Annotated in this window: 15 protein-coding genes, 1 pseudogene and 2 riboswitches; of the genes and pseudogenes, 13 read left to right on the forward strand and 3 right to left on the reverse strand. The window is 69.1% G+C overall.

Annotation, left to right across the window (positions count from 1 at the left end; all coding sequences use genetic code 11):
• Positions 1-11 precede the first annotated feature (11 nt).
• A complete protein-coding gene (locus GFH48_RS01325) occupies positions 12-809 on the reverse strand; it encodes an amino acid ABC transporter ATP-binding protein (RefSeq protein WP_153286456.1) in 798 nt (265 codons plus the stop codon).
• Positions 806-1786, reverse strand: coding sequence for an amino acid ABC transporter permease (locus tag GFH48_RS01330; RefSeq protein WP_153286457.1), 981 nt, complete (start codon positions 1784-1786; stop codon positions 806-808). Before GFH48_RS01330 ends, GFH48_RS01325 begins: the two co-directional genes overlap by 4 nt.
• Before the next feature lie 317 nt (positions 1787-2103).
• Positions 2104-2212: riboswitch (SAM riboswitch) on the reverse strand.
• A gap of 178 nt (positions 2213-2390) precedes the next feature.
• On the opposite strand from GFH48_RS01330, the pseudogene GFH48_RS01335 reads away from it, so the two are divergent.
• The 11 genes and pseudogenes from GFH48_RS01335 to GFH48_RS01375 all read left to right on the forward strand — a co-directional run.
• A pseudogene (locus GFH48_RS01335) lies at positions 2391-2547 on the forward strand (DUF1684 domain-containing protein); the annotation flags it as partial.
• 88 nt (positions 2548-2635) lie between these two features.
• A riboswitch (SAM riboswitch) is annotated at positions 2636-2750 on the forward strand.
• A 34-nt stretch (positions 2751-2784) separates the two neighbouring features.
• On the forward strand, positions 2785-2901 hold the full coding sequence (locus tag GFH48_RS39860) for a putative leader peptide (RefSeq protein WP_322746972.1): 117 nt from the start codon (positions 2785-2787) through the stop codon (positions 2899-2901).
• A gap of 219 nt (positions 2902-3120) precedes the next feature.
• Entirely contained in the window at positions 3121-4740 is a 1620-nt protein-coding gene (locus GFH48_RS01340; RefSeq protein WP_153286458.1) for an ABC transporter substrate-binding protein, read from the forward strand.
• A gap of 3 nt (positions 4741-4743) precedes the next feature.
• Positions 4744-5703, forward strand: a complete 960-nt coding sequence (locus GFH48_RS01345; protein WP_153286459.1) for an ABC transporter permease — start codon at positions 4744-4746, stop codon at positions 5701-5703.
• The gene (locus GFH48_RS01350) at positions 5700-6632 is read left to right on the forward strand and encodes an ABC transporter permease (protein WP_153286460.1); all 933 of its coding nucleotides are present in this window, start codon (positions 5700-5702) and stop codon (positions 6630-6632) included. The genes GFH48_RS01345 and GFH48_RS01350 overlap by 4 nt, the downstream gene beginning before the upstream one ends.
• On the forward strand, positions 6614-8302 hold the full coding sequence (locus GFH48_RS01355; RefSeq protein WP_407698603.1) for a dipeptide ABC transporter ATP-binding protein: 1689 nt from the start codon (positions 6614-6616) through the stop codon (positions 8300-8302). The genes GFH48_RS01350 and GFH48_RS01355 overlap by 19 nt, the downstream gene beginning before the upstream one ends.
• Positions 8303-8587: 285 nt before the next feature.
• Positions 8588-9163 carry an SbtR family transcriptional regulator gene (locus GFH48_RS40035; protein ID WP_407698604.1) on the forward strand — a complete coding sequence of 192 codons (576 nt, stop codon included), beginning with the start codon at positions 8588-8590 and terminating at the stop codon, positions 9161-9163.
• A 167-nt stretch (positions 9164-9330) separates the two neighbouring features.
• Positions 9331-10356, forward strand: a complete 1026-nt coding sequence (locus tag GFH48_RS01360) for a LacI family DNA-binding transcriptional regulator (RefSeq protein WP_228120248.1) — start codon at positions 9331-9333, stop codon at positions 10354-10356.
• Between the two features lie 843 nt (positions 10357-11199).
• Positions 11200-11643: a DUF742 domain-containing protein gene (locus tag GFH48_RS01365; protein WP_153286462.1), complete on the forward strand. Its 444-nt coding sequence runs from the start codon at positions 11200-11202 to the stop codon at positions 11641-11643.
• 83 nt (positions 11644-11726) lie between these two features.
• On the forward strand, positions 11727-12548 hold the full coding sequence (locus tag GFH48_RS01370; protein ID WP_194280452.1) for a transglutaminase domain-containing protein: 822 nt from the start codon (positions 11727-11729) through the stop codon (positions 12546-12548).
• An 868-nt stretch (positions 12549-13416) separates the two neighbouring features.
• On the forward strand, positions 13417-14823 hold the full coding sequence (locus GFH48_RS01375; protein ID WP_153286464.1) for an amidase: 1407 nt from the start codon (positions 13417-13419) through the stop codon (positions 14821-14823).
• 641 nt (positions 14824-15464) lie between these two features.
• Here GFH48_RS01375 and GFH48_RS01380 read toward each other — a convergent pair.
• Complete coding sequence (locus GFH48_RS01380; RefSeq protein WP_153286465.1) at positions 15465-16343, reverse strand: helix-turn-helix transcriptional regulator; 879 nt, start codon at positions 16341-16343, stop codon at positions 15465-15467.
• 121 nt (positions 16344-16464) lie between these two features.
• On the opposite strand from GFH48_RS01380, the gene GFH48_RS01385 reads away from it, so the two are divergent.
• Both GFH48_RS01385 and GFH48_RS01390 read left to right on the forward strand, forming a co-directional pair.
• Complete coding sequence (locus GFH48_RS01385; protein WP_153286466.1) at positions 16465-17391, forward strand: alpha/beta hydrolase; 927 nt, start codon at positions 16465-16467, stop codon at positions 17389-17391.
• 148 nt (positions 17392-17539) lie between these two features.
• Positions 17540-18535, forward strand: coding sequence for an aldo/keto reductase (locus GFH48_RS01390; protein ID WP_153286467.1), 996 nt, complete (start codon positions 17540-17542; stop codon positions 18533-18535).
• The last annotated feature ends 66 nt before the right edge of the window (positions 18536-18601 follow it).

The raw sequence follows: 18601 nt of genomic DNA on the forward strand, positions 1-18601 counted from the left end.
GATGTGGCGAGTCAGAGGACCTTGCTGAGGAAGTCCCTGGTCCGCTCTTGCCTCGGCCTGTCGAGGACCTCGGAGGGTGGACCCTGCTCGATGATCTTGCCGCCGTCGATGAAGACGACCCGGTCGGCGATCTCGCGGGCGAAGCCGATCTCGTGGGTGACGATGACGAGGGTGGTGCCGCTGGTCGCCAGGTCCTTGATGACGGCGAGGACCTCACCGACCAGTTCGGGGTCGAGGGCGGAAGTGGGCTCGTCGAAGAGGATGACGCCGGGCCGCAGGGCGAGGGCGCGGGCGATGGCCACGCGCTGCTGCTGGCCGCCGGACAGTTGCCTCGGGTAGGCGCCGACGCGCTCACCGAGGCCGACCCGTTCGAGGAGCGTCTTGGCCAGCTGCCGCGCCTCGGGCCTGCCGAGCCTTCCGGTGGCGACCGGGGCGATGGCCACGTTGTCGAGTACGGTCAGGTGCGGGAAGAGGTTGAAGTTCTGGAAGACGAAGCCGATCCGGCCGCGCTGGGCGAGGATGGCCCGCTCGCTGATCTCCTTGAGCCGCTCGCCCTGCCGCTTCACACCGATCAGCTCGCCGTTGACACTGACGTAGCCGATCTCGGGCTTCTCCAGGTGGTTGATGACCCGCAGCAGGGTGGACTTGCCGGAGCCGGAGGGGCCCAGGATGACGGTGACCTCGCCGGGGCGGACGGTCAGGTCGATGCCGTCCAGTACCCGGTGGGTGCCGTACCACTTGTGCACGTCGTGGACCTCGACGGTGGCGGCCGCGACGTCCGCCACGGTCTCGAGCGTCTCGGCGGTCATACGGCGGCCTCCCGGCGGATGCGGTCCCGCAGGTCGGATAGGCCGGTGCGGAACGTCTGCAGAGGCGTCGGCGGCAGGCCGCGGGTGGCACCGCGGGCGTAGTGCCGCTCGACGTAGAACTGGATGACGGAGACGACGCTGGTCAGGATCAGGTACCAGGCGGTGACAACCAGCAGCAGCGGCACGATGTCGCCGGGATAGGTGGCGCCCATCGTCTGCGCGGAGCCGAACAGGTCGAGCAGGGACACGTAGAAGACCAGCGAGGTGCCCTTGATCAGGCCGATGAGCTGGTTGACGTAGTTCGGGACGATCGAGCGCAGCGCCTGCGGGAAGACGATTCTCCGGAACTGGTAGCTCTTGGGCAGCCCGAGTGCCGCGGCCGCTTCGTGCTGGCCCTGGTCGACGGAGAGGATGCCGCCGCGGACCACCTCGGCCGCGTAGGCGGCCTCGTTGAGGCTGAGGCCGATGACGGCCACGACCATGTCGGTGCCGAGTCTCGACTCGTCGAAGGAGAAGAAGGCCGGCCCGAAGGGAATGCCGACGCTCAACGTCTTGTACAGGGCGCTGAAGTTGTAGAGGAAGATCAGCACCACGATGAGCGGGACGGAGCGCAGCGCCCAGACGTACGTCCAGCTGACCGCGCGCAGCACCGGGTTCTTCGAGAGGCGGCCCAATGCGAGCACGATCCCGCCGGCAAGACCCAACACCGCACTGTAGGCGGCGACTTCGAGGGTGATCGCCAGGCCGTCGAGGATGGTGGGGCGTAGAAACCAATAGTTCCAGCGGTCCCACTGGTAGAAGGGATTGGTGACCAGTCCGTGCACGAACTGGGCGACCAGGACGAGTACGACCGCGGTCGCGATCCAGCGTCCGGGGCGCCGCAGCGGCAGAACTCGCTGAGCGGTGAGGGGCTTTGACGGTTCATCGGCGGTGGACGTCTCGGGAAGCGTGACGGTAGCGCCAGGGGGTTCACTCACGGTGGGCTCCGGCTGGATCGGACGACACCCCGGATGGCACGGCGGCATGCGCCGGCGAGGCACCGGGGGCGGGGAGGACGACGGAAAACACCGCGGCGGCAGTGTTCGTCAGGAAGTACGGGGGCTGCGGAGAAGTGTCAGCCCCGACAGAGGGCGCGACCCGGGGCGGTACACAGCGCGCTGTTCACGCGGAGCAGATCGACGGCACGATCGGCGACCAGCAGATTCACGTACGGCGGTACGCAACCCTGGGAGCGGCGTGCGGCCGTCCTGGGAACTGCGTACATGACCTCACCGTCACCGTTCCGCCCCTGAGGGCCTCGCGCTTACCGAAACTTCATCGGCCGGGTCGTCACCTGGGGCACCCCACCGCGGTGGGAGGGTTGCCGGTCAGCAAGCCAGGGCTTGTCGCTGACGCTCATGACCGTTCTGGCCAGTAGTTAAGGCAACGGCCCGGACATTTGTCAACGCCGGTCCAGCAGGTGGAAAGGCCAGCGGGCAGTGTAGGCCGTCCGGTCCAGGATGCGAATGGCCGCTCCGCCGGCCGCCAGGACCTGGCAGCAGCCCGGTGGTGGTAGTCGATAGCATCGCGAGGTCGAGGTGGGCGGCCGACGGAAGGGCTGTCCTGGACTTCAACGCGCTGCGAACCTGCCTGCGCCTACACGGACATGGCCACCTGTCCGCTGCCCCCGGCCGTGGACCGGCTGCCGGTGGCGATCGAGGCCGGCCAGAGAATCCCCCTTGGGCGGAGCGGTTCCTGAGACGGACCCGGTGCCGGCCCGACCGGCCTTGCGGGGCCTCGCTCTGTGGCATTGACGTACGACAACAGCCCTCCGTACGATCCCCAACGGCATTGAGTGTCAGCGTCAAGCCCTGGCTTGCTGACCGGCAACCCTCCCGCGCGGTGGGGTGCTCCAGGTGAAAGCCCGGCGTGGATCATCGGCGATCCACGCAAGCGCGTGGCCCCATGAGCGGGGTCGGAGATGGGGAGGGGCAGCATGCGGCACAGCGGTGACCTGACAGCCTCCTTCGCCGTCGTCTCGGTGTTCTCCCGGTTCTCGCGTCGGCGCCACATCGATCTGAAGCGCTCGACCAGCTGTCTCTGTCAGGTCTGAGGAGCCTTCTTCCGGTCGGCTGACATCCGTCGGCGGCCTCGGCTCTCGTCCCTCCTCCCCCTGCCACCGATGTCGGTATCGGGGGCATCCACCTGACCGTCCCCCTCCGCGCAGCGCTCCCCCGTCGCCGGCGTCGCGCCGACCGGGGTCGAACGCCCATGTACGGCCGTGCCCAACTGGACACCCCGTGCCTGGTGACACGAGTTGGAGAAGCCTTCTGTGACCGCACTTCCGGATTTCAGAACCCCCCGATGGGCCACGCTGAGCGCCCTCCTCACCACCAGTGTCCTGCTGACCGCCTGCGGATCCAGCGGCGAAGGCTCCGATTCCGGCAGCGGCCGGGCAAAGTCCGGCGGCACCCTGACCTTCGCGGTGGGTTCGGACGCCGGCTGCGTCGACCCGCAGCAGGTCGCCAGCAACGAGACCATCTACTCGGTCCGCCAGATCGTGGACTCACTGACCGACCAGGACCCCGAGACCGGCAAGATCGTGCCGTGGCTGGCGAAGAGCTGGGACGTCAGCTCCGACGCCACGACGTTCACCTTCCATCTGCGCTCGGGCGTCACCTTCAGCGACCGCTCGAAGCTGACCGCGCAGGTGGTCAAGGACAACTTCGACGCGGTGCCGAAGCTCGGCGTCCTGGGAGCACTGGCCGAGGGTTACCTGAGCGGCGTCAAGAGCACCACCGTGATCGACCCGCTCACCGTCAAGGTGGCCTTCAAGCAACCCAACGCCCAATTTCTGCAGGCCACTTCCACGCACTCGCTGGGCATCGAGTCGTCGGCGAGCGTGAAGAAGACCCCGCAGCAGAGGTGCAGCGACGGAGTCGTCGGATCCGGACCGTTCGTGCTGAAGCAGTACGTGCAGAACCAATCGATCACCCTCGCCAGGCGCACCGGATACGCCTGGGGTTCCTCTTTGTGGAGCAAGAAGGGCGAGGCCTACCTCGACAAGCTGGTCTTCAAGGTCGTGCCGGAGGCGGGCGTACGGGCCGGCAGCCTCCAGTCCGGCCAGGTGGACGCCATCAGCAGTGTCGGCAAGGCCAACGAGGCAGGGCTCAGGGGCAGTCAGGTCGCTCTCCAGCGCCGGGCCAACCCGGGCGTGGTATTCGGCCTGGCCTTCAACAACTCCCGTCCAGCTCTCAAGGACGCCAGAGTGCGGCAGGCGATCCGGTACGCCATTGACCGGAAGCAGATCGCCGACACCGTTTTCCCGACCGGCACCCGGGCCGCGACCAGTGTGCTCGCGCACACGACGCCCGACTACACCAGCCTCGCCTCGAACCTCACCTTCGACGCGGCCAGGGCGAAGTCGCTGCTCGACCAGGCCGGTTGGAAGTCAGGCAGCGACGGTATCCGCACCAAGGGCAGCAGGAAACTCGGCCTGACCATCAACTGGATCCCCAATGCGGCCACCAACCAGCCCGCGCTGGAACTGATCCAGCAGCAGCTCAAGTCCGTCGGCATCGACGTCGTCCTCAAGCAGCTCCAGGTCACCCAGCTGGCCCCGACACTTCAGTCGGGCGACTACGACGCGGCCTGGAGCAACGTCACCCGGGCCGACCCGGACATCCTCCGCAGCTCCTTCTCCACTCAACTGGCCAACTTCTACCGCGTACCGGCCGGTGACCTGGACGCCGCACTGTCCGCACAAGCCGCGACCACGGACACCGCCAAGCGCAAACAGCTGGTGGCCCAGGCCCAGGAGTCGATCGTGCAGAACGCCTACTACGCGCCGGTGGTGGAACTGCAGACCCAGCTGGGCGTGTCGAAGAAGGTGCACGACCTGGACTTCGACGCCTCCAGCCGGATCCAGCTGCACGACACCTGGATCGGCTAGACCGTGCGCCGGTATGTGATCAAGCGGCTCGCGCAAGCGGTTGGGGTGCTGTGGGCGGCCTACACGGTGTCTTTCCTGGTGCTCGACTACCTGCCGGGCGATCCGGTGACGGCGATGGCCAGTGCCGGGATGGACTCGGGGCAGGTCGACCCGGAACAGATCGCCGTACTGCGGCACGAGTACGGCTTCGACAAGCCGGTGCTGGTGCAGTACGCGGAGTATCTCAGCCGGGCGGTGCGTGGGGACTTCGGCGACTCGGTGTCCACCGGCAGACCGGTGACCTCGACGCTGGCCGACGCGCTGCCGCAGACGCTCCAGCTGACCGGGGCCGCACTGCTGCTCGCGGTGGTCCTCGGCGGAGGGGTCGCGGTGGTGGCGACATACACCGCGCGGCGCTGGCTGCGGCAACTCCTGCTGTCGCTGCCGCCGCTGGGAGTGTCAGTCCCCACGTTCTGGGTGGGCCTGCTGCTCGTCGAGGCGTTCTCGTTCCGGCTGCACTGGTTCCCGGCGTTCGGTAACGACGGGCTGCGGGGCCTGGTCCTGCCCGCCCTGACCCTGGCGGTCCCTACCGGCGCGCAGGTCGCTCAGGTGCTGGCCAAGAGTCTGCTCACCGCGCTGGACCAGGCCTATGTCGAGACCGCGCGCGCCAAGGGCGCCGGGCGTTGGCGCGTACATCTGCGGCACGCGCTGCGCAACGCGTCGCTACCCGCGCTGACGGTCGTCGGCCTGCTGGTCGGGCAGTTGATCGCCGGCTCGGTGGTCGTCGAGACGGTGTTCTCGCGCGACGGTCTCGGACGGGTCACCGCCGCGGCGGTCACCGCACAGGACATTCCGCTGGTCCAGGGGGTGGTGGTGTTCGGGGCGCTGATCTTCGTGGCGACGAACCTGGTCGTCGACCTCGTCCACCCGCTGCTGGACCCGCGGATCGTGGTGGCCTCGGGCGGAAAGGCGGCCCTCGCATGAGTCAGAGCCTTGCCGACAGCACAGCCGACGCGGCCGGTACAGCACTCGGCCCGGCCCGGCCGCCCGAAGCGAGATCGGGGCCGGAGCAGAAGCGGCACGTGGACCTACGGCGGCTGCTGCGCTTCGTGCTGCACCGCCCCGGTCTGCTGTTGTCGGTCGTGATCGTCGTACTCGTGGTCCTGGCCTCCTTCTCGCCGGGCCTGTTCACCTCGCAGGACCCGCTGAAGGGGCTGCCGACGGAGAACTTCCGCGGCCCGAGCGGCAGTCACTGGTTCGGCACCGACGAACTGGGCCGTGACGTCTTCTCCCGCGTGGTGCACGGCGCCCAGCTCTCCCTGAAGGCGACGCTGATCGCGGTACTGGTGGCGTTCGTGGTCGGCGGGCTGCTCGGAGTGGTCGCCGGGTTCGTGGGCCGCTGGGTGGACGACGTGCTGATGCGGTTCGTGGACGTCCTGCTGTCCATTCCCGCGCTGTTCATGTCCCTGGCGATCGTCACCGCACTCGGCTACGGGACCGTGAAGGTGGCGGTCGCCGTCGGCATCGCCAGCGTCGCGTCGTTCGCCCGGGTGGCACGCTCCGAGGTGCTGCGGGTGCGTCAGGCGGTGTTCGTGGAGGCGTCTCGGGCGAGCGGGGCCCGCTGGTACTCGGTCCTCGGCCGGCATGTTCTGCCGAACGCGGCGGGGCCGGTGATCGTCCTGGCCACCCTGGACTTCGGCTCCTCCATCCTGGCCGTGTCTGCACTCAGCTTCCTCGGCTACGGGGCGCCACCGCCGGCCCCGGAGTGGGGCACGTTGATCTCCGACGGCCGCAACTACCTGGCCAACGCCTGGTGGCTGACCACGCTGCCCGGCCTGGCGATCGCCGCGACCGTGCTGGCCACCAACCGCATCGCCCGGGCGCTGGACGGCGAATGGTCCCGGCAGCGATGACTGACGAGAGCGAGAACGGTGAGGACGTGACCACACCACTGCTGGAGATACGCGGGCTGTCGGTGTCGTACCGCACCCGGGGCGGCACGGTGGCGGCCGTGCGGAATGTCGACCTGGACGTATGGCCCGGCCAGGTGACCGCGGTGGTCGGCGAGTCCGGCTCCGGCAAGAGCACCACCGCGCACGCCATCACCCGGCTCCTGCCGGGCAACGGCGGCATCGACGCGGGCACCGTCCGCTTCGGCCGGCACGACCTCGCCACTCTGTCGGAAGCAGAACTGCGTACCGTACGCGGGGCACGGATAGGGCTGGTCCCCCAGGACCCGGCCGTCTCCCTCAACCCGGTCAAGCGGATCGGCGAGCAGGTCGCCGAGGTGCTGCGCATCCACGGCCTGGCGACCCGCCGATCGGCTCCCGCCGAGGCGGTTGCCGTCCTGAGCCGGGCCGGGCTACCCGACGCGGCCGTCCGGGCTCGGCAGTATCCGCACGAACTGTCCGGGGGCATGCGGCAACGCGCTCTGATCGCCATCGCCATCGCCGCCCGCCCCGAGCTGATCATCGCCGACGAACCCACCAGCGCACTCGACGTCACCGTTCAGCGGGTCATCCTCGACCATCTCCAGCGCCTCACCGAGGAGTCGGGGACCGCGGTCCTGCTCGTGACCCACGACCTCGGTGTCGCCGCCGACCGGGCACAGCGGTTGGTGGTGATGTCACAGGGCAAGGTCGTCGAGACGGGTCCCACCCGTGACATCCTGGCCGACCCGCAGGACGACTACACCCGGCACCTGCTGGCCAGTGCCCCGAGCCTGGCCACCGCCCGGCCCCGCGTCCCAGTCCACATCCCCGTGCCGAAGACAGGGCCCCTGGTCGAGGTACGCAACCTGGTCAAAGAGTTCGGACTGCCCCGCACCGGCGGCGGGCCCCGCACCCTGCGCGCCGTCGACGACGTCAGCCTCACCCTCCACCGGGGGCAGACCCTCGCCCTGGTCGGCGAGTCGGGCTCGGGCAAGTCCACCACCGCCCGTCTGGTGCTCCGGCTCGCCGAACCGACCGCCGGACAGGTCCTGTTCGACGGCACCGACGTCACCGCCGCCAAGGGCGCCCAGGTCAGAGAGCTGCGCCGACGTGCCCAGCTCGTCTACCAGAACCCGTACGCCTCTCTCGACCCGCGCTCCTCCATCGGCGAGGTGATCACCGAGCCGCTGCGCGCCTTCAAGGTCGGTGACCGCGCCTCGCGGCTCGCCCGGGCCCGCGAACTACTCGACCGGGTGGCGCTCCCGGCCGCGACCCTGCGACGCCGACCGGCGGAGCTGTCCGGCGGGCAGCGGCAGCGCGTGGCGATCGCCCGCGCCCTCGCCCTCTCCCCCGACCTGGTGGTGTGCGACGAGCCGGTCTCCGCGCTCGACGTGTCCGTGCAGGCCCAGGTGCTGGCCCTGCTGGCCGAGTTGCAGGCCGACACGGGCGTGGCGTACCTGTTCATCTCCCACGACCTTGCCGTCGTACGGCAGATCGCGCACGAGGTCGCCGTGATGCGGGCCGGCCGGATCGTCGAGACGGGCCCGCCGCAGGAGCTCTTCACCAATCCGCGCCACGAGTACACGCGCGAGCTGCTCGCAGCCATTCCCGGCAGTCGGATCCCCGCCCCTGCCGAGACCACCACGAGCTGAGGACCGACGTCGCATGAGCACTCCCACCATCACCTCACGACCCCTCCGACCCCGGTGCCCGGCCAGCCACGGGTCGTCCTCAACCCGCCGCCCAACCCGACGTCCGAGCCACTGGGCCCGAACGCTCCCCGACCGGCGCGGAGGCGGTGGCAAGGACTCCCGCGGAGGCAAGTGACGTTCCGCAGAAGACCGCCAGGCGCGGCCGACCGTCGCTGAGCTGATCGGCGCATCGAAGACGACCATTCGACCCGACCGAGGACCCTGCCTCCCGGACGGGTTACGCAGATGCTCGATGACCCGGACCCCTTCCGGAGGTTCCTACGCCGGCTGCGGCTGCACCGGGTGAGCGGGCCCACCGGCCGCGGGCCGGCCGCCGGCGTCATGAGCGCGAAGCCGCAGGACGGCACCGCGGTCAACACCCGCTGCAACGTGATGAAGGCAGCCGGAGCACAGCTCCTGGTGAAGGCCCAGTCGGCGGACGGCGCACGGGACAGCATCGACGTCGGGGACCCGCTCCTGGTTGTCCACGGAAGCGTCGTAATCAACGGACACCTTCCGACATCCCCGGACCGCCCCGAGCGGATGCTCGACGTCACCGTCGATGCTCTGCGCCGCGTGCCCTGGCCCCGGGCGCACGCTGGTGTCCTGCGCAGATCGCAAACCTCTGGACGTGCCATGCGCCTCCAGTTGCCCAATCCGCCGGTTCTGTTGTGCGCACCCGAAATCGGCGAACGAGGGCCCGCCGACTTGAGCGGACAGAGGAGACGCCGAACGAGCCGACGGGGTCCCGCTCGTGCCGAACGGCGTCACGGCCGGCCCAGCGCGCCCTCCAGGAGTGGCTCGTTACGGCGGCGGCGGTAGGTACTCTGCTGCGAACTGATGTCGGTGGACGGCAAGTTGCCCCTGCCCGCGGGTAGCCGGTCGTTCTGCGGCAGCAGTATCGGGTTTTGAGACGTGGCCACCAGGCGGTGGTCGCCGGGCGGGAACATGGGAGGCTACGGCACAAGCCGGTGTCGACCAGGGCACTGATGATGACGCAGCTCGAGAAGGGGTTTGCCTGCATGGCACAACGGGTGACCATGAGCGATGTGGCGCGGGCAGCCGGGGTGTCTTCGGCGACCGTCTCGTACGTACTGAGTGGCAAGCGTCCCGTCACGGCGGAGACCCGCGAGTCGGTTCACTCGGCTATCGATCGCCTTGGTTTCCGCCTCAACCCCGTCGCGCGCAGCCTGCGCACCGGTCGATCCATGATGGTGGCTCTCGTGGTGCCGGACCTCGCCAACCCTTTCTACGCGCTCCTGGCCCGCTCGATACAGGACAAGCTGCGCGGACGGGGGTACCACGTGGTGGTGTCCAACACCGGAGCGCAGCGCGGCGAGGAGGAGGCGTTGCTCCAGGAGGCGGTGCACCAGCGTTTCGCTGCTGTGGTCATGACTCCTTTCCGTCTCGCCGCCGATGCTTTCGAAATGATCCGCGGAGCGGGCATCCCCGTAGTCGTCAGCGCTGACACGCCGTTCGACGGCGTCGATCTGGTGACTCCTTCGTCGGACCAAGCTGTCGTCGACGCTCTGACACACGTCGCGGCGTCCGGTCGGCGCAGCGTTGGAGTCATCGCGGGGCCCCTGGATGTCCCGGGGGGAGATCCCCGGCTCGATCGGATCAAAACGCACGTGGCTGCGCTGGGCTTGCAGGTACGGGACGAACACGTCGTTCACGGCGAGCACACCCGGGAGGCCGGAGCGGCCGGATTCGAGAAGCTGTTGCGGTCGTCCCGTCGTCCCGAGGCCGTGCTGTGCGTCAACGACATGACGGCCGTGGGCGCGATGGATGTGGCGGAAGAACTCGGCCTCGAGATCCCCGGGGACATCGGGCTGCTCGGGCACGATGACATCGATATCGCCAGCCTCGTCCGGCCTCGGCTCAGCACGATCCGCTACTCGGCACGAGAGGTTGGGGCCGTCGCCTCTGCCCTTCTGCTGGAGCAGATTGATGGACGGACGCAGCCGCGGACGGTGCGCGTGTCCGCGCAGTTCGTCCGGCGGGCGAGTCTGTGACGTCGCCGCTCACCGAGGCTTCTCGGCCTCACCTCCGCGCATCGATCGGACTTTCGCCGGGACCGTGGCGTAGTCGACAAGGCCTGATCCTCCGCGCCGACGAGGCATGACGCCCCGCCCACTCCTGGACCGGTGGGAAGGACCACCACCGTTTCCCGAGGACCTCGACCCGACGGTTTCCGTGAGGGCGGACAGTCCTGGCGCGCCGGCAGCCGCTGCGGCCTCGGTGCACTTCCTACCGTCGAACGAACGTTGCTGGTTGGCAGCCTGACACCACCGTGACGTAGCGGGAGGTACGGCCTCCTCGCATGCGCGAACCGGCCCCTTCGCGGGTCGGCCGGGTACGCAACCGCTCGGCCTCCGAGTGCTGCGGTGATCACGGTTACGGCACCCGGCGAAACTCCGGCATATGCCGATCTCGGGGTCATGACATGAACTGGACGAAGACCCGGATTTTGAGGTTGCTCCCGTCTAAAGTCCTGTGGTGACTGGCGTCGTAATCGATTACGCATCATTCGGGAGCTCCATTGTCGTTACCTCAAGTCGCCTCAGGCGGTAACCCTGGCGCGCGGCAAGAAGCGTCGACGACGGGGACGCGCCTGGATCGTTCGTAGATCAGGGTTCAAAACCATCCGCCCGGATGTGCGGGCCGCAGGGTGGTTCCGACTGACTCACGCGCATTCAACCCGCTACTTCGCGCCGGCCCGGGGCGGCATCCGCCCTGTTGCCGGGTGGGCGCGCCACTCATGCCGGACCCGAGCTGTTTTCACACGGTTGCGCAGCGTCCACTGCCGCAAGCTGTAGCCGGGGTGCCGGGTCTGCGACCCGAATGGAGCTGGAACCGTGACTTCGCCCGGTGGAGACAGGTACGGCACGTCCCATCAGCCGCCGACATCACCACAACGCTCCCAGACTCACGCCGCGTCCGGTCACCGCAACAAGCCGTCCGCGCTCGTCCGGCCGTACGCAATGACCGGCGGGCGCTCCCGGCCGACCCATCAGCTCGCGATCGAGGCGCTGGTCACGACGGCGGTGCCCCTGGCCCAAGAGCGCGGTCAGACGCCCGAGGAATACCGAATCTGCGGCCTCTGCACTGAGGTCAAGTCAGTTGCTGAGGTCTCCGCTCTTCTTTCGATACCGCTCGGAGTCACCAGAGTCCTCGTGTCGGACCTGGCCGAGAAGGGACTCGTGACCGTGCATCAAGTTCGCGGAGACGAAGCCAGCGGCGGGCGGCCGCAAGTGACTCTGCTCGAAAAGGTACTCAGCGGACTTCGAAAACTTGAGTAGCCCCCGGCCGAGACGACTTCAGTCGTCCGAGTCCCGTACTGGTACCTGACCTGCACGCTGCCGAAAGTCGAAGGTGCATGCCCGTGTCGCACGTAATCGATTACCTTCAACCCGGTCCTCTTACCGAGGTGGATACCGCTCACGCGTGGGCGCTGCAGGACCTGCCCTCCGACCCGACGGCATTGTGCACCGCGGCTGAGGCACTGGTGGTGCGGCCGGCCGAAGCGCGGGCTTTGGGCCTGTCCGCGCGAAGGCTCGAGGAGCAGAGCATCCGGTCCGTCAGCGGACTCGTGGAGGTCTTGACCCGCCTGTTCTCCGCACGGCTGCAGAGCCCCAGGCCACCGTCTGCCCGCGTCGTGGGAACCAGTCGGCATGTGGCCGTCCTCGCATGCACGCTTCTGCGAGCCTCAGGTTTCGCCGCCCGGGTGAGAGCCGGATTCGTCACCCGTCAAGGGCACATGACGGGTGACGAGCTGTGGATCACGGAGCACTGGGACAGCTTCGAACGGTGCTGGATACGGCCCCTCCCGGTGGCGCTGAGCCGTGAAACCACCGCGGGAAGTCCGGAGCCTCTGGGGTTCCTCTCAGGCGGTGAGGCCTGGCAGGAATACCGCAAGGGGCAATACACACAGGAGACGTACGACTACGCCGAGACCGATCCGACACGGTGCGCCCTCGAAATCAGCAGCACCACGGTCCGCGACCTTGCGGCACTATGCCAAGTGGAGGTGCTGCCCGGCGACGTCTGGGGACGCGTGGCGCAGGTCCACGAAGGCCGCATGCCGGCGGCCTTCGACAACCTGATCGATGTCACCGCCTCCGTATGCGCACGCGGCGACGCCACCGACCTGGCCCGCCTCTTCTCCACCCGAGCTCTCGGCGTACCTCAGCACATGCTCAGCTGACCCCCACAGCCCCGGCCGGAACAGCAAGTTCTTCACACGACCGAAAGCATCCGATGTGGTGGTCGAGTGGACGGGAGTTGAGCCGCAGGCGGGTGCGAGGCCCGCGGAAAGGGGAATCGGTCGACCATGAGGCTCTTGAGCGAGGGCCGGACTCGGGCAGACAGTCCGCGGCCGTACATCGCCGCCGCGACCGCGGTAGCCGCAACCGCTGTGGCCGGAGCGCTGGCGGTTGCTCAAGCCCTGGCAGTACCGGTCCTGGATCTGACCGATCCCATCCGTCGAAGGTGCGTACCGGTTCATCGCATTGCCCGCCGCCGAACGGCGGCCGGGGCCGAAGCGGAGGGCTTTGGGCCCGGCCGCGGCAGGACGTCAGCTCAGGCGTCCGCCGAGGCCGCCGTCGGGGGCGATCTCGGCGATACGGTCGAGGTCGGCGGCGGTCAGGACGAGGCCGGCGGCGGCGAGGTTCCGAGCCACGCGGTGCGGGTTGCGGGAGCCAGGGATCGGGACGACGCAGTCCTTCTGGGTGAGTAGCCAGGGCGAGCTGGGCGAGGGTGGCGCCCTTGCGTTCCCGTCTCGCATCCCTGCAGCGGGACCGTCCCATCCCCGCCCGCCAGGCCGGCCCGCGTCCGATATGCGATCCGATGTGGGCAGGTTATCGATGTCACGGCGTGCCGGAGCGCGTAAAGGAACGAGTCCAGCCAGGTGGACACGCAACGGCACCGCGGTGCAATACCGATGAAAACAGATGTCAGTAGGTAGATATCGAGCGATGTTGGTCTGATGGGGCGTCCCGGTGCCCGCGTCACCGCCGGAGAAAGACCGTCCCACCCCGCATGTCCGTCCCCCACGGGTGAAGTAAGGAACGTCCATGGCCACTAACCTCATCCACAGTGACGCGACGGAACTCGCCGAACTGATCCGCACCGGGAAGGCTTCCTCCGTCGAGGTGGTGCAGGCGCACCTCGATCGCATCGAAGCCGTCAACCCGCAGCTCAACGCCATCGTGACGCTCGCCGACAACGCGCTGGACGCTGCGAGGGCGGCAGACGAGGAACTGGCGTCGGGTGCACAGGTGGGGCACCTGCACGGCGTGCCTTTCACGATCAAGGACGGCTTCGACACCGCGGGCGTGCTCACCCAGCGCGGCTCGCCGATCTTCGCGGGGCGCGTCCCGGCCACGGACGCCACTGCCGTGGCGCGCCTCAAGAAGGCCGGCGGGATCCTTCTGGCGAAGACCAATCTCCCGGAGTTCTCCTACTGGGTCGAGTCCGACAACCTCCTGACGGGCAAGACGAACAACCCCTGGGACCTCAACCGCTCCTCCGGCGGTTCGAGCGGCGGAGAGTCCGCGGCCATCGCCGCCGGGATGTCGCCCCTCGGCCTCGGAAGCGACCTGTCCATCTCGGTCCGCGGGCCGGCCGCCGACACGGGTATCACCTCCCTCAAGCCGACACACGGACGCATCCCGTTGACAGGGTTCTGGCCGCGGGTTCCACGTCGTGACTGGCACGCCGGTCCCATGGCCCGCACCGTCCGCGACATCGCCCTGGCGTACTCGCTGGTGGCCGGCCCCGACGGCGCCGACGGCTTCTCCGTACTGCCGCCCGAGTTCGACGTCGGGCTGGGCACGGCCCCAGACCGGCCCCTCCGCGTCGGCTGGCTGGTCGACTCCGGACTCGGCCCGGTCGACCCTGAGGTGGCGGCGACCGTACAGAACGCCGCCGAAGCATTGAAGGAGGCAGGGGCACGGGTCGAGGCCGTCGGTGTCCCGGCTCTCGAACGCGACAACCCCCTCGACCTCTTCGCCCGGCAGCACGTCATGGAGATGAAGCCCGCCGTCCAGGAGGCCACCACAGGTCACGAGGACGAGATGTTCACCTACTCCAAGACCCTGCTCGGCACACCCGACACCTCCGTCGCGGACTACGTCCAGGCCGAACAGGGCGTCGAGCGCCTGCGGGACGGCTTCGCGGAGTACTTCCAGAAGTACGACGTGCTGATGCTTCCCGTCACGACGATCCCCGCACACGAGCACGCACTCGGAGACTTCGTCCTCGACGGCCAGACTCTGGGCCCCTTCCACGTCAGCTCGACGACCGTCCCGTTCAGCCTGACCGGGCTCCCGGCCCTGTCCATCCGGTTCGGCACGACCAGCGACGGCATGCCGATCGGCGTGCAGTTGGTCGCCACCTGGTACGCGGAGTCGACGATCCTGCACCTCGCCTCACTACTGGAGACGCTGCGCCCGGTCCGCGACCTGCACCCCACCCTCTGACACGTCACAGGGTGGCGACGTCCCGGCGCCGCTCAGGCCCTGACCGTCTGGGGAATACCGCGCACTACGAGTACGTGACCGGTACCAGCAATGGGAAACGATCTGACGCCGGCTGACGTGTCCGACGTGTCTGACGTGTCTGACGTGCCACTGTTCGGCGCTGGAAACCAGGCTGCCGTCGGCTGACGCACCTCGGGGTACCGGGTGCCCGCGCCGTCGGAGCGGGGGTTTGCGTGCTCGGAGAGACACAGGCGCGAGCACCGTGGACATTGGCAGGACGCTGAGGCTCGGTGGCCGGCGGAGGCCGCCGCGGTGTCCAGGGTGACCGTTACAACGAGGCCCACATGGGCCTGGTGGGCAAGTGAACCGGCCGTCGGCCACAGTCGCCCCACCCAGGGACGGGCGGAGCCGGAGGTCGGTGCCGGTGCCGGTGCCGGTGCCGGTGCCGGTGCCGGGCACAGCCTCCGCCCGCAGGGCCGGGAGGTTCGTTCATCAATCCGCTCTCCGCCAGAGCCGCCGAACGCTACGGGTCCCGGGTTCCGATCGCGTGCGGCATGTTCCTGATGAAAGGCGCGATGGCTGACGGCCGGTGTGTGCGCACCTGATCCGAGACGGCCGCGTCCGGCTGCGGCGGGCCGGGGTCAGTCGTGGGAGGGGTCGGACGTGGGGGTGGGTGCGGGGGCGGTGTGCCAGGAGCTGAGGATGCGCAGGGCGTGGTCCTGGGGGCTGCCCGGTTCGGCGGTGAGGACCATGAAGGTGATGTCGGGGTCGCCGGGGCTGGTCCAGGTGTCGCAGTCGAGGGTGAGGGGGCCCACGAGGGCGTGGCGGTAGCGCTTCGGACCGGAGGTGGTGTCGGAGACGATCCGTCCGTTCCACCACTGGCGGAACTCCGGACTGCGCACCGACAGCTCACCCACCAGTGTCGCCAGGCGCGGGTCGTCGGGGGTGGCGGCCGTCTCCATCCGCAGGGTCGCCGCGCTGATGCGTCCCGCGTCCTCCCAGTCGGTGAAGAGGCTGCGCATCGTGGGATCGAGGAAGATCAGCCGGGTGTAGTTGCGCTCGGCCGGCTTCAGCAGGGCGAAGTCCTGGTAGAGGGCCGCGGCGGCCGCGTTCCAGGCGAGGATGTCGTTGTAGCGGCCCAGCACCATCGCCGGCAGATGGCCGAGGGCGTCGAGCATCCGCTGCACCGACGGCCGCACCCGCTGCGCCGGGCGCCGGCGCCGGGCCGTGGGTGCCCGGCCGGCCAGTTCGTACAAGTAGGCCCGCTGCGCGTCGTCGAGCCGCAGCGCTTTCACGAGGGAGGCGAGCACGGTCGCGGACGCCCGTACCCGCCCCTGCTCGATGCGGGTGTAGTAGTCGGTGCTCATCGTGGCGAGGCGGGCGACCTCGTCGCGGCGCAGCCCGGGGACACGCCGCACGGTCCCGTCGTCGGCGAGCCCGACCTGCGCGGGCGTCAGCTCGGCCCGGCGAGCCTTGAGGAATGCACCGAATTCGGAGCGAGGCGAACGCGTATCGGACATGCCAGCCACTATGCCCCAGTCGCACGCCGGTCAAGGGGGGCAGAAATTTTCCCTGGCACGTTCGTGCCCCGGCAGAAACCTTCCCCTCCCGCGTCACGGGAGCGGCGGGCACGGTGGCGTCATGCGTACCGATGTGACTTTCACGAGCGCCGGGATCACCCTTGCCGGCCACCTGTACACCCCCGACACCGCCGCTGACGGCCCGCTTGCCGCCGTGGTCGTGGGCCATCCGGGCAGCGGGGTCAAGGAGCAGACCGCCGGCTCATACGCCCAGCGGCTTGCCGAGGCAGGTTTCGCGGCGCTCGCCTTCGACGCCGCCCACCAGGGCGAGAGCGGCGGCACCCCCCGCGGCCTTGAGGACCCCGCCCAGCGCGTCGAGGACTTCAAGGCCGCCGTCTCCTACCTCACCACCCGGACCGACGTCGACTCCGACCGGATCGGCGCCCTGGGAATCTGCGCTTCCGGCGGCTATGTCATCCCGGCCACGGCCACCGACCGTCGCATCCGCGCGGTGGCGACCGTCAGCGCCGTCGACCTCGGCCTGAACTTCCGGGTCGGCCCCGACGGCGCCCAGGACCCCGCCGTCGTCCAGAGCCTCCTCGACGCGGCCGCCGCGGCCCGCACCGCCGAAGCGGCTGGTGAGCCGCTCGCGATGATGCCGTTGCGCACCACGCAGGAGGAGGCCCGTACAGGCGGGCGGTACGCCTACGAGGGCTGGGAGTACTACAGCACCGACCGCGGCCGGCACCCGCGCCAGACCGACGACTTCCCCTTCCCCAGCATCGACAAGATCGTGAGCTTCAACGCCTTCCACCTCATCGACCTCCTCGCGCCGCGCCCGCTGCTGATGGTCGCCGGCAACGAGGCGGCCACCGCCTGGATGTCCGAGGAAGCCATCAAGAAGGCCAACGAGCCCAAGCAGCTGCACTGGATCGAGGGCGCCAGCCACATCGACCTCTACGACCGCCACGTCCCCCAGGTCGCTGCCCAACTCGCCTCCTTCTTCACCGAGAATCTCGCGGCCCGCGAGGCTGCCGTGACGGTCTGACCGACCAGCCTCCCGCGGTACGGATACGTGCACCGCTGACCGGGGGATCGACGGGGCGCGGACCGGACGCCCGGGCAGCCGCGCCTCCGGGGCAGAGGACCCGGGAGCGTATTTCGACGCTCAGGAACCAGAAGAAGGACAGAAGACCATGCAGAGGCGTTTCCTTGGTGAGAGCGGGCTCGAAGTCTCCGCGCTCGGGCTCGGCACCATGAACATGACCGGTCCCTACGGGCCACCGCAGGACTCGCGGGAGATGACCGCCCTGCTGCACGCGGCGGTCGAGCGCGGCGTCACGTTCTTCGACACCGCTGAGGCGTACGGGCCGCTGGAGAACGAGAAGCTGCTGGGCGAGGCGTTCGAGGGCATCCGGGACGACGTGGTGATCGCCACGAAGTTCGGGTTCGACTTCGACGCGCAGTCCGCGACGGGGCTCGGCGCCCTCAACAGCCGTCCCGAGCACATCCGCAAGGTCACCGAGGCCATGCTCAAGCGGCTCAGGACCGACCACATCGACCTCCTCTACCAGCACCGTGTCGACCCCGACGTGCCGATCGAGGACGTCGCGGGCACCGTCAAGGAACTGATCACCGAGGGCAAGGTCCGCCACTTCGGCCTGTCGGAAGCGGGAGTGGAGACGATCCGTCGGGCCCACGCCGTGCAGCCGGTCACCGCGGTGCAGAGCGAGTACTCCCTGTGGTATCGCGGGCCGGAGACCGAGATCCTCCCCACCCTCGAAGAGCTGGGCATCGGGTTCGTTCCGTTCTCGCCGCTGGGCGCCGGCTTCCTCACCGGCAAGATCGACCTGACGACCGAGCTGGACGCCAGCGACTTCCGCAGCAGAGTTCCCCGCTTCGCCGCCGAGGCACGGGAGGCGAACCTGGCCCTCGTCGACCTCATCCGCGAGGTGGCCACGAGCAAGGGCGCGACGCCCGCGCAGATCGCGCTGGGGTGGCTGCTGGCGCAGAAGCCCTGGATCGTGCCGATCCCGGGAACCACGAAGCTGCACCGCCTGGAGGAGAATCTGGGCGGCGCGGACGTCGAGTTCTCCGCAGAGGAACGTGCCGACCTCACCGCAGCGGCCTCGAAGCTCCAGTTGGCGGGCGACCGGCTGCCGAAGGGCATGCTCGACCTCACCGGACAGTGATCCTTCCCCAACCCGCTGGAACAGGTGGGTAGTTGAGTGCAGGTTGGCGCCGGACGGGAAGAAGCT

The sequence above is a fragment of the Streptomyces fagopyri genome (genome assembly GCF_009498275.1).
Classification (GTDB): domain Bacteria; phylum Actinomycetota; class Actinomycetes; order Streptomycetales; family Streptomycetaceae; genus Streptomyces; species Streptomyces fagopyri.

Coding starts and splice junctions, on each gene's coding strand:
- GFH48_RS01385 (WP_153286466.1), top strand. CDS start 16,465: ATGCGTACCGATGTGACTTTCACGAGCGCCGGGATCACCCTTGCCGGC.
- GFH48_RS01380 (WP_153286465.1), bottom strand. CDS start 16,343: ATGTCCGATACGCGTTCGCCTCGCTCCGAATTCGGTGCATTCCTCAAG.
- GFH48_RS01350 (WP_153286460.1), top strand. CDS start 5,700: ATGAGTCAGAGCCTTGCCGACAGCACAGCCGACGCGGCCGGTACAGCA.
- GFH48_RS01390 (WP_153286467.1), top strand. CDS start 17,540: ATGCAGAGGCGTTTCCTTGGTGAGAGCGGGCTCGAAGTCTCCGCGCTC.
- GFH48_RS40035 (WP_407698604.1), top strand. CDS start 8,588: ATGCTCGATGACCCGGACCCCTTCCGGAGGTTCCTACGCCGGCTGCGG.
- GFH48_RS01375 (WP_153286464.1), top strand. CDS start 13,417: ATGGCCACTAACCTCATCCACAGTGACGCGACGGAACTCGCCGAACTG.
- GFH48_RS39860 (WP_322746972.1), top strand. CDS start 2,785: ATGCGGCACAGCGGTGACCTGACAGCCTCCTTCGCCGTCGTCTCGGTG.
- GFH48_RS01355 (WP_407698603.1), top strand. CDS start 6,614: ATGGTCCCGGCAGCGATGACTGACGAGAGCGAGAACGGTGAGGACGTG.
- GFH48_RS01360 (WP_228120248.1), top strand. CDS start 9,331: ATGATGACGCAGCTCGAGAAGGGGTTTGCCTGCATGGCACAACGGGTG.
- GFH48_RS01325 (WP_153286456.1), bottom strand. CDS start 809: ATGACCGCCGAGACGCTCGAGACCGTGGCGGACGTCGCGGCCGCCACC.